At 48.0% G+C, this 15,182-nt stretch carries 8 protein-coding genes; 7 read left to right on the top strand and 1 reads right to left on the bottom strand.

Features of this window, described 5'->3' with window-relative positions:
* Positions 1-5 precede the first annotated feature (5 nt).
* Positions 6-3,083: a DUF4450 domain-containing protein gene (locus E4T81_RS12005; protein WP_209308192.1), complete on the top strand. Its 3,078-nt coding sequence runs from the start codon at positions 6-8 to the stop codon at positions 3,081-3,083.
* Here the strand turns inward: E4T81_RS12005 and E4T81_RS12000 are convergent.
* Entirely contained in the window at positions 3,074-3,865 is a 792-nt protein-coding gene (locus tag E4T81_RS12000) for a phosphatase PAP2 family protein (RefSeq protein ID WP_135044880.1), read from the bottom strand. The genes E4T81_RS12005 and E4T81_RS12000 overlap by 10 nt on opposite strands.
* Positions 3,866-3,929: 64 nt before the next feature.
* On the opposite strand from E4T81_RS12000, the gene fmt reads away from it, so the two are divergent.
* The 6 genes from fmt to mutA all read left to right on the top strand — a co-directional run bounded on the left by fmt (position 3,930) and on the right by mutA (position 15,174).
* Entirely contained in the window at positions 3,930-4,895 is a 966-nt protein-coding gene (fmt, locus tag E4T81_RS11995; RefSeq protein ID WP_135044878.1) for a methionyl-tRNA formyltransferase, read from the top strand.
* A gap of 68 nt (positions 4,896-4,963) precedes the next feature.
* Positions 4,964-7,033 (top strand): excinuclease ABC subunit UvrB, encoded by a 2,070-nt coding sequence (uvrB, locus tag E4T81_RS11990; protein WP_135044876.1) that lies wholly within the window; start codon positions 4,964-4,966, stop codon positions 7,031-7,033.
* Positions 7,030-8,943, top strand: a complete 1,914-nt coding sequence (locus tag E4T81_RS11985) for a YgiQ family radical SAM protein (RefSeq protein ID WP_245207075.1) — start codon at positions 7,030-7,032, stop codon at positions 8,941-8,943. Before uvrB ends, E4T81_RS11985 begins: the two co-directional genes overlap by 4 nt.
* A 64-nt stretch (positions 8,944-9,007) precedes the next feature.
* Positions 9,008-10,444 carry an alpha-amylase family glycosyl hydrolase gene (locus E4T81_RS11980; protein ID WP_135044874.1) on the top strand — a complete coding sequence of 479 codons (1,437 nt, stop codon included), beginning with the start codon at positions 9,008-9,010 and terminating at the stop codon, positions 10,442-10,444.
* Between the two features lie 472 nt (positions 10,445-10,916).
* Positions 10,917-13,118: a DNA primase gene (gene dnaG / locus E4T81_RS11975; protein ID WP_245207074.1), complete on the top strand. Its 2,202-nt coding sequence runs from the start codon at positions 10,917-10,919 to the stop codon at positions 13,116-13,118.
* A 205-nt stretch (positions 13,119-13,323) separates the two neighbouring features.
* Positions 13,324-15,174 (top strand): methylmalonyl-CoA mutase small subunit, encoded by a 1,851-nt coding sequence (gene mutA, locus E4T81_RS11970; RefSeq protein ID WP_135044872.1) that lies wholly within the window; start codon positions 13,324-13,326, stop codon positions 15,172-15,174.
* The last annotated feature ends 8 nt before the right edge of the window (positions 15,175-15,182 follow it).

Raw genomic sequence — 15,182 nt, 5'->3', positions numbered from 1 at the left:
TATTCATGAAAAGAACCTGGATGCTCGTTGCTGCGATTGTGCCTGTTATGCTTATGGCTCAGCGGCAGTTAAACTATAAGCCTACTGATGACGGCTACATAATGTCTCATAACGGCAACAATAACTATACACGTGCTTTATATGGAGGTCACTCACTGTTTCGCATTGAGACGAGCGACAAGCCTGTATTTGCAGCTTATCATAAGAAAGATAATCGTAATATCAATTTTTCAATCACTTGCAATGGACATGAAGTGAGACTTGATTCTGTCAGTGACTGCAAATCTTATTATCGTGGAGGTGAAAGGAGCTATGTGCTGACCGATCATTCCTGGGGCAAAGGTCAGGTAAGGATTACAGCGGTCGCCACTTTCGACAAAGAGGGATGTCTATGGGAAATCGTAAGTGAGAACATGCCTTCCGGAGCCATAATGACCGCAAATTGCTGCGAGACAAAAAAAGTGAAGATAAGCCGCAGCGGTGACATCGGTGTGGACCCTAAGGACTGTTTTGCCGCCGACCAGTATAAGGCACCGCTTAATTCCTGTAGCTTTGAAATCGGTGGCAATAAGACCGTAAAATATCTGGAATATCACGACCGTGTACTTTCTGCCGAGTCCCCCGGTGGTCTTGCAGCCTATTACAAAAAGACTATGGCTTGTCGCGACAGCATTATGAACAGATTGGTCGTTGACACTCCTGACCCTTATATAAACACACTTGGGAGTACGCTTATAGCTGCCGGTGACGGTATTTGGGACGGCACGACATGGCAACATGGAGCTGTAGGCTGGCGCATGCCTCTAAGCGGCTGGCGAGGAGCCTATACGGGCGACTGTCTCGGCTGGCATGACAGAGCCAGGGCTCACTTTGACGCTTATGCCACTTCCCAGGTGACCGATGTAGAGCCGACAATCCCCCATCCTGCCCAAGACAGCACATTGCGACTTGCCCGCGCGGAAAAGCGCTGGGGGACACAAATGTATAGCAACGGATACATATGCCGCAATCCGGGTCGCAACAACCAAATGCACCATTACGACATGAATCTCTGTTACATCGATGAGCTTATGCGCCACTTGTCGTGGACGGGCGACCTTGATTATGCCCGCAAGATGTGGAGCGTGATAAAGTCTCATCTTGCCTGGGAAAAACGCAATTTTGACCCTGACAATGACGGTCTTTATGACGCATATTGCTGTATATGGGCAAGTGACGCTCTTTATTACAGCGGCGGAGGTGTGACCCATTCGTCGGCATATAACTATTTTGCCAACAAATCGGCTGCGGCGATAGCGTCACGTATCGGCGAAGATCCTGAGCCATATGAAAAAGAGGCACAGCTGATACTGGATGCAATGAACAGCAACCTGTGGATGGACGATGCGGGTGTGTGGGCAGAGTTTAAAGAAAGCCTCGGACACAAGCGGCTGCATGACCATCCTGCATTATGGACCATATACCATGCCATTGACAGCGATACGGGAGATGCTTTTCAGAAATATTCAGCCACAAGTTACATAGACAATTGTATTCCTCACATACCGATTAAAGCCGATGGCATTCCGGATGGCGAGTATCATACACTGTCTACTACAGATTGGCTGCCATATGCATGGAGCATAAATAATGTGGCGTTTGCCGAAGTGTTGCATACCTCGCTCGCTTATTGGAATGCAGGCAGATATGACAAAGCATATAACCTACTTAAAAGCGCGGTGCTTGATGGGATGTATCTTGGCACGAGTCCCGGCAATATCGGGCAGATAAGTTATTATGACGCGGCACGCGGAGAGTGTTATCGCGATTTTGCCGATCCCGTAGGCGTAATGTCACGCGCCGTGGTAGAAGGACTGTTTGGTTTTAGACCTGACGCGATTAATCACCGGCTTGAGGTGAAGCCCGGATTTCCGTCGGATTGGAACCATGCATCAATAACCCATCCTGATTTTTCATTATCATTTCGTCGCGACGGCAATATTGACTCCTATCGTCTTGGTTTGAAGTCAGATGCTTTTGGTAGTGTGTCATTTTTATTGCCGGCGACACATGAAAAAATCAGAAGTGTCATTGTTAATGGCAAAAATGTATCCTGGAGCCTTGACGACAACAGCGTAGGGCGTCCGTTTATCTGTATCGACACTGAGATTGACGGAGACCTGGCGATTGAAGTGGCATGGGACGGTGATGAAGTCACGTTGGATAAGGCTGTCCCCTCGGGGAGAATCCACGGCAAGTTCACGGAGTATGCGCAATGTGACATGAAATGGTGGGTGAATTCCGAGCCATATCGTCCCCGAGAGCTACCGGAATTTGGCATATCGATGCTTAACACCCCCGAAAGCATATACGAGCCTGTAGACCTGACAGATTATTACAACTCCGAGATTCCTGATATATTCAACAACAAGTATCTGTCACCACGCCCCGCAACGACTACGCTACAGATTCCGGTCAACGGTATTGGAGAGTGGTGTCACCCGGTAGACAGCGCCAATATCGATGACAGCGGACTCCGACACGCTCTGGCGGAAAACGACGGGACGTTCACTACTCCGCAAGGAATCCCGTTTAAAGGCAATATCACAGGCAAGAATGTGATATACACATCGCTGTTTGACAACTACCCTGACAGTGTCACGGTCAATATTTCGGGAAAAGCCGATGCTCTTGCCTTTATGCTCGCCGGAAGCACCAATCACATGCAGTGCCACATGGATAACGCCAGGATTACGGTCACATACAAAGATGGCACAAATGATACATTGCCTCTACGTCCACCGTATAACTGGTGTCCGATAGAGCAGGACTATTATATAGATGACTATGCGTTTAAGGTGGTCACTCCTCGCCCACTGCGCTATACGTTAAAGGATATGCAGGTGAGCGATGACCTTGAGGGTCTTCTCGGCATTGAAGAAGTGTATGGCAGACGCATCGACGGTGGAGCGGGTGTTATTCTCTGCATGCCGGTTGACCGTCACCGTGAAATCGGGAGTGTCACTCTGACTACTTTGTCCAACGATGTCGTGACCGGTCTCGTCGCCGTCACTCGTATTATTAATCCGACAAATCAGAAATAACCTACAAACGATGCTCCGGCAACTCTGTACTCCATATTGTAAAAGGGAGCCACAGCCACTATGGAGTTACAGCCGGGACGGTCAAGACGGAAAACCTTTTTCCACACCGGCAACATCCAATATCCGATACGCGCACATAGAATGCCCACACCGGCACCGGCTATAACATCGTTGAGCCAGTGCCGGTCGTTGTATAACCTCATGAAACCGACACCGCAAGCCACAGCATATGCACCGATACCTACTCCAAGAGGATATTCGCTTCTTATAAGCTCAGCCCCCATGAATGCAAGTGTCGTGTGGCCCGATGGAAATGAATTGTTTTCGTCGCCTTGTGGTCTGCGCTCGTTGATACACAGCTTCATGCCGCCTGCAATGACACCATATGATGCCAGCGAAGTCACAGTGACGATGGCGCGTTCCTTAAAGTTGTGCTTTGACTTTACGCCAAGCGCTCCCATTGCCAGATAGCCGGCGGCCGGCAGATATTGCAGATATTTGTCTGCCTTTATCTGATGTCCGTGGCTCATATGTTGAAACTCGTTTCTTACATCACGTTTCAGGTGACAGAACCAGCCGTTTTCGATACCGAACGCACCAACTGCAATAAGCGCACCCGGCAAAATGAGTTGAGTAGGCTTAAACCGGGTTGTGTTATCCTGACAGGGATACTGACAAGTCATTGTCTCGACCGAGTCAACCGGTGCCTGCGCATAAACTGTGGTGCCGGTGATGATGGCCGGAATAAGCATCAATCCGGTTATAATGGTTTTTATATTCATGACGCTGCAAAATTATGCAAATAATCGTAACTTTGCCATATAAACATTCAAAATTAGTTACGCGATGAAGAAAGAAGATCTTAAGATAGTGTTTCTTGGCACTCCTGAATTTGCTGTTGAAAGCCTTTCACGCCTTCACGAAGGTGGTTACAATATCGTCGGTGTAATCACTATGCCCGACAAGCCTGCCGGCAGAGGTCATAAATTGCTTCAGTCGCCGGTTAAACAATATGCCGTTGCCAACGGACTGCATCTCATGCAACCGGCAAACCTTAAAAATCAAGAGTTTGTCGATGAATTGCGCAGCCTTGAAGCCGACTTGTTTATCGTCATCGCATTCCGCATGTTGCCTGAAGTTGTTTGGTCAATGCCGCGACTCGGCACATTCAATCTTCATGCATCATTGCTGCCGAAATATCGTGGGGCGGCCCCTATCAACTGGGCTGTAATCAACGGCGACAAGGAAACAGGTGTCACCACATTTTTCCTGAAACATGACATTGACACCGGAGACATAATCGACCAAAAGAAAATCGAAATCAGGGATGATGAAAATGTAGGCGACATTCATGACAAACTGATGGTGCTGGGTGCAGAACTCACGATGGAGACTGTCGCAAAGATTCTTGACGGCACATTGACCACCACTTCCCAGGATGAACTCACCAAAGGCGTAGAGCCGACTCCGGCACCAAAGATATTCAAGGACACCTGTCGCATCAACTGGAATGAAGATACTGTAAAGATTCACAATCTCATCAGGGGATTGTCGCCCTATCCCGCCGCCTGGACATCACTCACCACTGTTGATGGCAAGCAACTGCAACTAAAGGTATTTGCAGGAACTCCTGCCGACAACGTTAATGTGGCTACCGGAAAATTCAAAATTGACGGAGACAGGCTATATGCCGGATGTGGCGGAGACCGCGGCTACGAGATTAAAGAACTGCAACTTGAAGGAAAACGCCGAATGTCGACATCTGATTTTCTCCGAGGAATCAATCCACAGGGCTATATTGACTTCGTTTAAGATTATTATTCATGGTTTTGTGGCGGCAAATCACTACCTTTGCAGGTTAATCAATTCAATCTCTGACTATGGATTTCAAACTGGAATCTCAATATAAGCCCACCGGCGACCAGCCACAGGCTATCGAAGAACTTGTGGAGGGCATAAACTCCGGAGCCAAGGCACAGACGCTTCTCGGTGTTACCGGCTCTGGAAAGACCTTCACTATGGCAAATGTCATAGCGCAGGTTAACCGCCCTACCCTGATACTCAGCCACAACAAGACTCTTGCCGCGCAGCTCTATGGCGAGTTCAAGCAATTTTTCCCGAACAATGCCGTGGAATATTTTGTGAGCTACTACGACTATTATCAGCCGGAGGCATATATCCCGTCATCGGATAAATATATCGAAAAGGATCTGATGATTAACGACGAGATTGATAAATTGAGGCTTGCCACCACATCGGCACTCCTCTCCGGCAGAAAGGACGTCATTGTAGTGTCGTCGGTTTCGTGTCTTTATGGTATCGGAAATCCGGAAGATTTCCATGCCGGCGTAGTCAGTATAAAGGTCGGACAGAAAATCGCGCGTAACGTATTTCTGCGCAAGCTCGTCGATGCGCTCTATAGCCGCAACGAGATTGAGCTCTCCAGAGGCACATTCCGTGTCAAAGGCGACACCGTTGACATACGCCTCGCCTATGAGGAAATAACTTTGCGAGTAATATTCTGGGGAGATGAGATCGAGTCGATTTCCACGGTGCATCCTGACGACGGTACATCGCTCGGCAAGCACGATTGCTTTAACATATATCCCGCAAATATATTTGTGACCTCGCGTGAACGTGTCGGACAGGCGATTGCAAGCATGGAGATAGACCTTGGCGAACAGGTCAACTATTTCCGCCGCGAGGCGAAGGAACTCGAGGCAAGCCGCCTGTATGAGCGTACTACCTATGACATAGAAATGATACGCGAAATCGGTCACTGTTCAGGTATCGAGAACTATAGCCGCTACTTTGACGGAAGGCAGCCGGGCATGCGTCCTTTCTGCCTGCTGGATTATTTCCCGAAAGACTTCCTGACAATCATAGACGAGAGCCATGTCACGATACCGCAGATAAGAGCCATGTATGGTGGCGACGTGTCACGAAAGATGAATCTTGTCGAATATGGATTCCGGCTGCCTGCCGCACTTGACAACCGCCCTCTGAAATTCAATGAGTTTGAAGCACTCACAAATCAGACGATATATGTAAGCGCAACTCCGGCTGATTATGAGCTCGAAAAGAGCGACGGTGTGATAGTCGAGCAGATAATCCGTCCTACGGGACTTCTTGACCCGATTATCAGTGTAAGACCGTCACTAAATCAGATTGACGACCTGCTTGAAGAGATACAGCTGCGTATTGAGAAGGACGAGCGTGTGCTTGTGACCACCCTTACCAAGCGAATGGCTGAAGAACTTAACGAGTATATGCTTAAACTGCGCGTGAAGGCGGCATATATACATAGCGATGTCGACACCCTTGACCGCATAAAAATTCTTGACGACCTGCGCGCAGGCATATATGACGTATTGATAGGCGTCAATCTGCTTCGTGAGGGACTCGACCTTCCGGAAGTGTCGCTTGTCGCGATACTTGATGCCGACAAAGAGGGATTTTTACGCAGTCACCGGTCTTTGACGCAGACGGTTGGACGTGCGGCACGAAATCTTAACGGCATGGTCATCATGTATGCCGACAAGATTACCGACTCCATGCAGCAGACAATTGACGAGACCGAACGCCGGCGTGCGATCCAGCTTGCCTACAATGAGGAGCACGGCATAACCCCACAGGCAATCGTCAAGGCGCGCCAGGCAATAATCGGAGTCGACGAGACCGACGAACCTGTTATGCGCGACAATAACGTCTCTCGCAATAAAGGTGTGGCGTCAAAGAAAAATATTCCTTATATCGAGGAATATACTCATAAGGTAAACATAGCCGCCGATCCTGTAATACCTTACATGAACAAAAACGAACTTCAGCGTGCCATCACGCGTCTACGCGGAGAAATGGTCGAGGCAGCAAAAAGGATGGACTTCATGGAAGCGGCGCGTATGCGTGACGAGCTGATGAAAATGGAGGATCACCTAAACTCTATTGAATGATGAAAATACACACAGACATGAACAACGACAACAATTTTTCCAGATGGCTTCCGACATCAGCTAAAGAAGTGGAAGCTCTTGGATGGAAGCAACTTGATATAATTATATTTTCGGGTGATGCATATGTTGATCATCCGTCATTTGGTGCAGCCGTAATCGGCAGGACGCTACAGGCTCATGGCTACAAAGTGGCTATAGTGCCGCAACCCAACTGGCGTGACGACCTCAGGGACTTCAAAAAGCTTGGACGTCCGAGGCTGTTTTTCGGGGTGTCGGCAGGCGCTATGGACTCGATGGTCAACCATTACACCGCCGCACGACGTAGAAGAAGCGATGACGCCTACACTCCCGGAGGAAGGCACGGCATGCGTCCCGACTATCCTACCATAGTCTATTCCGAGATATTGAAAAAGCTGTATCCCGATGTCCCGGTGATTGCAGGAGGTATTGAGGCGTCTCTACGCAGAGTAAGCCACTATGATTACTGGCAAGACTGTCTACGCAGATCCATATTGCTTGACTCGCCCGTGGACATGGTGGTCTATGGCATGGGTGAGATTCCTATTGTGAAAATTGCCGATATGCTTGACAGCGGTGTTGACATTTCGTCAATCAGGGATCTTGAACAGACGGCACTGCTGCTCCCTGCCGATGAAATGCCCGCCGCCGATAACAATAATATAATCTTGTCATCCTACGAAGAATGTCGCCGTGACAAGAAAAAGCAGTCGGCTAACTTCAAGCATGTCGAACAGCAGTCCAACCGCATGCATGGAGCCACGATATGGCAGCGACATGGCGACAAGACAGTAAAAATCAACCCTATGCTGCCCCCGATGACAACGGAGCAGATTGACGCGTCATTTGACCTGCCTTACACACGTCTGCCCCATCCGAGATATAAGGGCAAGACGATTCCCGCCTGGGAGATGATAAAGCACTCGATAAATCTACATAGGGGATGTTTCGGAGGATGTGCGTTCTGCACTATTTCCGCCCATCAAGGCAAATTCATCGCTTCAAGGAGCAAGGAATCTGTGTTGCGAGAAGCCCGGCAGGTAATCGGCATGGCTGATTTCAAGGGATATATAAGTGACCTTGGCGGTCCGTCGGCAAATATGTACCGCATGGGAGGCAAAGACCTATCCATATGCGAGAAATGTATGCGCCCTTCTTGCCTGCACCCGTCGCCTTGCCGAAATCTAAACAATGACCACTCGCCGCTGCTTGACCTGTATCATGCAGTCGACAATCTTCCGGGCATGAAAAAGTCATTTATCGGCAGCGGGGTGCGATATGACCTCTCGATGCACCAGTCAGGCAACGGACGCATAGACGCTGCTAACCGTCGTTATAACGAAGAGCTGATAGAGCACCATGTTTCCGGACGATTGAAAGTGGCACCCGAGCACACGTGCGATAAGGTTCTTGACATAATGCGTAAGCCGCCATTTGGCATGTTTTATGATTTCAAGAAAATATTTGACAGAGTAAACCGCACATGTGGCATGAAACAGCAGCTCATCCCCTACTTCATTTCCTCCCATCCGGGTTGTCGGGAGGTGGATATGGCTGAACTTGCGGTCGAGACCAAAGACCTTAACATGCATCTTGAACAGGTGCAGGACTTTACACCGACGCCAATGACCGTCGCCACGGAAATATACTACACCGGTTATCATCCTTATACGGGAGAGCGGGTTTATTGCGCAGTGACTCCGGAGGAGAAGTTGGCACAGCGACGCTACTTCTTTTGGTATGACCGCGCTTACCGCGATGACATCGTAAAGGGGCTCACCCGACTACATCGCCCCGACTTGCTGCGCCGTCTTTATCCGGCTTACCATGATCCTCATAAAAAAGGGAAATCCAATATCGCATCTTCAAGACGAGGCAAGAGCAAATTTTGAGATTATTTAAGGATTTTGTATCTTTGGCAGTGCGTAAAATAATTCTTAACCTATTTCAAAAAAAATGAAAAAACTTATTTACTCTTTGGCTGCGGCTGCAACTGCTGCCGGTGTGCTGAGCGGATGCGGTGACAAGAAATCACAGAATGTGACCTCCCCTACTAATGACGATGTGATTCTGCATGCCTGGTCATGGTCATTTGACACCATCGCGGCAAACATGAAGACGATAGCCGATGCAGGCTTCAATTATGTGCAGACATCGCCTGCCAACACATGCTTCGTTGGCGAAGGCGGCGGAATGGCACTTTTCAGCACTCCCGATGACTCGGTTAAAGGCAAGTGGTATTACTACTATCAGCCTATCGACTGGAAAATAGGTAACTATCTTCTTGGCAACCGTGACCAGTTCAAGGCGATGTGTGACAGTGCAAACAAGTATGGCGTAAAGGTCATTGTGGACGTGCTTCCTAACCACACAGCAGTAGACCACACAGCCGTGACTGCAGCTCTTGACAGCGCGGTAGGCGGTCATGACAAGCTGTTTCATGCCAATGGGCTTGTAGACATCAAAGACTACAACGACCGATATGAGTGTACAACCGGAAAAATGGGTGGTCTGCCCGATGTAAACACAGAGAATCCTGACTTTCAATATTACTACATGCAATATGTCAACGACCTCCTGGCTTGTGGCGCAAGAGGATTCCGTTATGACACGGCAAAACACATAGGACTTCCGTCAGACCCGCTTGACTCTCTGGCAGAGCGCAACAACTTCTGGGATGTGGCGACAGGTCGTGAAGCGGTAAAAGGACTCAAGCTTGCCTTGCCTGCCGACAGCCTGTTCATATATGGCGAAGTGCTTCAAGACAAGAATGTAAAGGAAAAGGAGTATTCGGAGTATATGGGGCTTACAGCGAGCAGCTATGGTCATGCACTGCGCAACGTGCTGCGTGCCGGCAATTATTATGCCGACAGCCTTGCCTCATGGCATCATCCAGCTGACCCGCAGAAGCTTGTCACATGGGTGGAGTCACACGACACATATGCAAATGAACATGAATCGGCCGATATTTCCGACGCGAAGATACGCGAAGGATATGTATTCCTTGCCGCACGACAATTTGGCACTCCCCTGTTCTTCAGCCGTCCGGCCGGTAGCACACGCGAGAATTATTGGGGTAATAACCGTGTGGGCGCACGCGGCAACGATGAGTTCTTCAATCCGGAGGTAGTTGCAGTCAACAAGTTCCGCAGCGCCATGCATGGACAACCGGAGAAAATAGAGGTCAGCAGCGACGGTCAAGTGATTGAAGTGTGTCGTGGTGAGCAAGGTGTAGCCTTGATTAACATTGGCGAGGAAGCGGTAGACATCGATATGCCGACTTTGTTAAAGCAAGGCAAATATACCGATAAGGTTCATGGTGCGACTTTTGAAGTAAATGATGGTGTAATAAAAGGCAAGATGCAGCCGCTTACATCTTATATCTTATATTGATTGACATAATGCAACCAAATATGGCGGCGTAAACTTGATTTGCGCCGCTTTTTATTGCATTATAATCATAGTCTGACTTGATTTAACATCTTTTTACTATTGTAAATTATTAAGCAACCGAGCGTCAATTATGAGCTATTATATTTTGATACTAAGTTAATGTTAAATATTATAATTTTATAAGGCGGTTTTCGTGCAACATGCACAACATATGTTGTAAAACATATAATATTATATATTTAGATTGCGAAAATATTTACTAACTTTGTAATGCGGTTGATGAACAACCGCCCGTTAGACTTCTTAGCTAATCTGAATTTATATCATGACCGACACAAACTAAAAAGGTAATAATAGAATACTTTTTCATACGTAACTTTCCAATAAAAGACAGAATAGATATTCAACAAGCAACAAGCGAAAAATAAGGGAGCCGTGAGGCTGTCTTATTTTTTTTTGCTAATTTTGTAATGTGAAAAAGATAGATAGAGAAACAGTCCAACGCATTCTTGACACCGCTGAGATAGTTGATGTAGTAAGCGATTACGTCAATCTGAAACGACGCGGGTCGAGTTATCTCGGATTGTGTCCTTTTCATAATGAGCGCACACCCTCTTTCTCGGTATCCAAGTCAAAGAATATATGTAAATGCTTCAGTTGCGGAAAAGGCGGGTCGCCTGTCAATTTCGTGATGGAGATTGAGCAGATAAGCTATAGCGAGGCTCTACGCTACCTTGCCAAGAAGTATAATATCGAGATTAAGGAGCATGAGATGAGCGATGAAGAGCGCGAACGTGAATCAGAGCGTGCCAGTCTCTTTGCCGTGAATGAATTTGCCTTGTCTCATTTTGAAAGCAATCTTTATGACACCTCCGACGGAAAAGAGATAGGTCTCTCCTATTTTTATGACCGTGGGCTTACCGACGCCTCCATCAAGAAGTTTCATCTCGGATATGCGATGGAACAGAGCGACGACCTCCTGCGTGCTGCCACCGGAAAAGGCTATAATGTGAAATACCTTGTTGACACCGGGTTGTGTATCCGCACCGACCAAGGGCGCGTATATGACCGGTTTAAAGGTCGAGTGATATTTCCTGTGTTCTCTGTATCCGGCAAAGTCATAGCTTTTGGCGGCAGAACCCTGAAAAAGGACATGGCTAAATATGTCAACTCTCCCGAGTCGCTTATTTACCATAAAAGCAATCAGCTTTACGGAATGTATCAGGCAAAACCTTCGATTGTAAAGCATGACAAATGCATTTTGGTTGAAGGCTACATGGATGTGATTTCAATGAGCCAGTCAGGCGTGGAGAATGTCGTTGCTTCATCGGGTACTTCTCTCACAGAAGGTCAGATAAGGATGATTCACCGGTTTACGGAGAATGTAACTGTCATCTATGACGGTGATGCCGCCGGTATCAAGGCGTCGCTGCGAGGCATTGACATGCTGCTTGCCGAAGGTCTTAACATAAAAGTGCTGTTGCTGCCTGACGGCGACGACCCCGACTCCTTTTCAAGGAAACATACATCTTCAGAACTTGAAGCATATATCAAAAACAATGAAGTGGACTTTATCCAGTTCAAGATAGGCATATTGCTTCAAGGAGTTGAAAACGACCCGATTGCCAGGTCGAAAGTGATTGCCGACATAGTCAGGTCAATTGCTGTGATTCCCGAGCCGGTCACCCGTAATATATATATCACCGAATGTGCCCGCCGATTTGATATAGACGAGCGCATTGTAAGCGCCGAGGTAAACAAGCAGGTAAAGTCGCTTATAGAAAAAGCGGCGGAGAAACGTCTTAAAAAATCGGCTGAGGAGTCGCTTGACCGACTTGAAGAAAAGGAGGAGGAAGAGACCTCGCGTAGAGAAAAGGATATCGAGACCGCTCTGCGAAATGCCGAAGACTCCTCCGGTCCGAGTGCGTTTTTGAGAAAATTCGAGAAAGGGCTTTTGCGTTATGTGCTGCGTTACGGGATGCTTGACCTCTGTGACAGCGTGGATGACGACGGAAATATCTCCCCTGTCAAGGTGATCGACTATATATGTGACGAGCTTCGCATGGACGACCTCACGTTCACTAACCCCGATGTGTTGTCGACATTTAACGAGGCGATAAAGACAAGCAAAGAGGACTGGGAAAGCGACAGAAGCCGTAACGAAGCAATCTTGACAGAAAAGCGTGCTCAATATATAGCGGAGGGCGTGGCTCACCTGCGTGAAAGCGAGACTGATATAGCCACAATAGAGCGAAAAGAAAAGTTGCTGATGGAGACAGCCGACAGCATGTATCAGGAGGGCATGGATAACTTTGCCATGCTGTACATAGAAAAGTCTTTGTCGTCACATCCCGACTCCGCAATCCGGAATCTTACGCTCGAACTGGTCGCCGACAAGCATGTGTTAAGCAAAGTGCATACAAAATACGCTCATATAGAGACCGATGAAGAACGCCTTGGCGAATTGGTGCCCAGGGCTATATTTGAATACAAAGACGCGATACTTGAATGTCGCATAAGAAAACTGCATGACGACCTGAAACGCGTTGCCTCTTCTCCCGGGGCCGATCCTCAGGAAATACGCGCTCTTATGGAAGCTCATGTGAGACTGCAACGCTTGCGCGGAGAGTTTGCAAAATACCTTGGCGAGCGCATAATTAATCCGAGAAAATGACAACCATGCGTGTGTGTCGTTAAGTCGACGCGCATTTATGGAATTTTTTCGGTATTTCGGATTTATTATCTTATAAAAATTTGTTTTAATCGCCACGGTTTTTGTACCTTTGTATGACGGTAGACTGATATTTACCGTCTTAACCAAACAATCAAGACCATCTTTACTAAAAAACTAAAAGTTTATACCAATTAATACCAAGATCATGGCAGAAAAAAAAGAAAAATTGTTCGACATGTTTCCTGAGTGCTCTTACGAAGAGTGGAGAGCCAAAGTCGAAGCCGATTTGAAAGGTGCCGACTTTAACAAGAAATTAGTATGGAGAACAAATGAGGGCTTCAATGTAGAGCCGGTTTACCGCGCTGAAAACATTGCTGACTTCAAGACGGTCGATACACTCCCCGGAGAGTATCCCTACGTGCGCGGAACACGCACTGACAATGACTGGCTTATCCGTCAGGAAGTCCTTGCCGACACCCCGGCAGAAGCCAATGCTATAGCAAAGGAGATTATCACCAAAGGCATCACCTCTCTCGGGTTCAATGTCGCTCTTGAGTCGGAGGCTGACGTAAAGGCTCTTCTTGACGGCATTGACATAAAGAAATTTGAATTAAACTTCAAGTGCTGCCCCCGCAAGGCGGTAAGCCTCGCAAAGGTGCTTGTCGATTATCTCCGCAATAACGGTCTTCTCAATGATTTCCACGGTTCAATCGACTTCAACCCGATGCGTCGTGCATTGAAACATGGCACTGAGTTCCCCGGCGACATCAAGGCTCTGTCTCTTGAGCTTCTTGACGTAGTAAAGATTGTGCCTGAACTTCGAGTGTTTGCCGTAGACTCTTTCATGTTCTGTGATGCAGGAGCCTATATTTTCCAGGAACTCGGATATGCCCTTGCCTGGGGGGCTGAATGGCTATCTATGCTTACCGACGCCGGCGTGAAGGCTGATGATGTGGCTCGCCGCATCAAGTTCAACATGGGTGTATCGTCCAACTATTTCATGGAAATCGCAAAATTCCGTGCGGCACGCATGGTATGGGCGCAGATTGTAGAGCAGTACAAGCCTGAATCAAAGCTTTCGTCAAAGATGCTCTGCCACGCTGTCACATCGCGCTTTAACCAGACTATCTACGACGCTCACGTAAACCTGCTACGCTCTCAGACAGAGACTATGTCGGCGGCTCTTGCCGGTGTTGATTCAATAACCACCGTTCCTTTTGACGTGCCTTACAAGAAGCCCGATGCATTCTCGGAGCGCATAGCCCGCAACCAGCAGTTCCTTCTTAAAGAGGAGAGCCATCTTGACAAGGTGGTTGACCCTGCCGGCGGTTCTTATTATGTGGAGACTCTTACCGTGTCGCTTGCCAAGGAAGCATGGAAGCTATTCCTTGACGTTGAAGAAAAGGGCGGTTTCCTTGCCTGCATCAACGACAATTCCATCCAGGATGCGGTTAATGCCACTGCTGAAAAGCGTCACGTCGACGTGGCTCGCCGTAAAGAGATTCTTCTCGGAACAAACCAGTATCCTAACATCAACGAGACCGCTGCCCAAAAGATTGAGACCACAGGCTGCTCCTGCGGTTGTCATCACGGTGAAGGAGAGTCAGAAAACAAGGGACTGTCATCAAAGCGCGCGGCAAGCGACTTCGAGGCTCTTCGTCTTGCGACAGAAGCGTCATCTCACCGTCCCAAGGTGTTTATGCTTACCATCGGTAATCTCGCAATGCGTCTTGCACGCGCTCAGTTCTCAACCAACTTCTTCGGTTGCGCAGGTTATGAAATTATCGACAATCTCGGTTTTAACACCGTAGAGGAAGGCGTTGATGCAGCTCTTGAGAAGAACGCCGATGTCATTGTACTCTGCTCAAGTGATGATGAGTATGCGGCTCTTGCTCCGGAAGCATACAAATATCTCGACGGACGTGCAATGTTTGTCGTTGCCGGTGCTCCTGCTTGCATGGATGACCTTAAAGCCGTCGGCATAAATGACTTCATCCATGTACGCTGCAATGTACTCGAAACTCTTCAATCATTCAATGCCAAACTTCTTAAATAAGAAACACA

The sequence above is a fragment of the Barnesiella sp. WM24 genome (assembly GCF_004570975.1).
Lineage (GTDB): Bacteria > Bacteroidota > Bacteroidia > Bacteroidales > Muribaculaceae > Muribaculum.
This window is presented reverse-complemented; position numbering and strand designations above follow the sequence as displayed.

Bases quoted from the DNA above. Each gene is read 5' to 3' on its own strand.
- E4T81_RS12005 (WP_209308192.1), top strand. From the start codon at position 6: ATGAAAAGAACCTGGATGCTCGTTGCTGCGATTGTGCCTGTTATGCTT.
- E4T81_RS12000 (WP_135044880.1), bottom strand. From the start codon at position 3,865: ATGAATATAAAAACCATTATAACCGGATTGATGCTTATTCCGGCCATC.
- fmt (WP_135044878.1), top strand. From the start codon at position 3,930: ATGAAGAAAGAAGATCTTAAGATAGTGTTTCTTGGCACTCCTGAATTT.
- uvrB (WP_135044876.1), top strand. From the start codon at position 4,964: ATGGATTTCAAACTGGAATCTCAATATAAGCCCACCGGCGACCAGCCA.
- E4T81_RS11985 (WP_245207075.1), top strand. From the start codon at position 7,030: ATGATGAAAATACACACAGACATGAACAACGACAACAATTTTTCCAGA.
- E4T81_RS11980 (WP_135044874.1), top strand. From the start codon at position 9,008: ATGAAAAAACTTATTTACTCTTTGGCTGCGGCTGCAACTGCTGCCGGT.
- mutA (WP_135044872.1), top strand. From the start codon at position 13,324: ATGGCAGAAAAAAAAGAAAAATTGTTCGACATGTTTCCTGAGTGCTCT.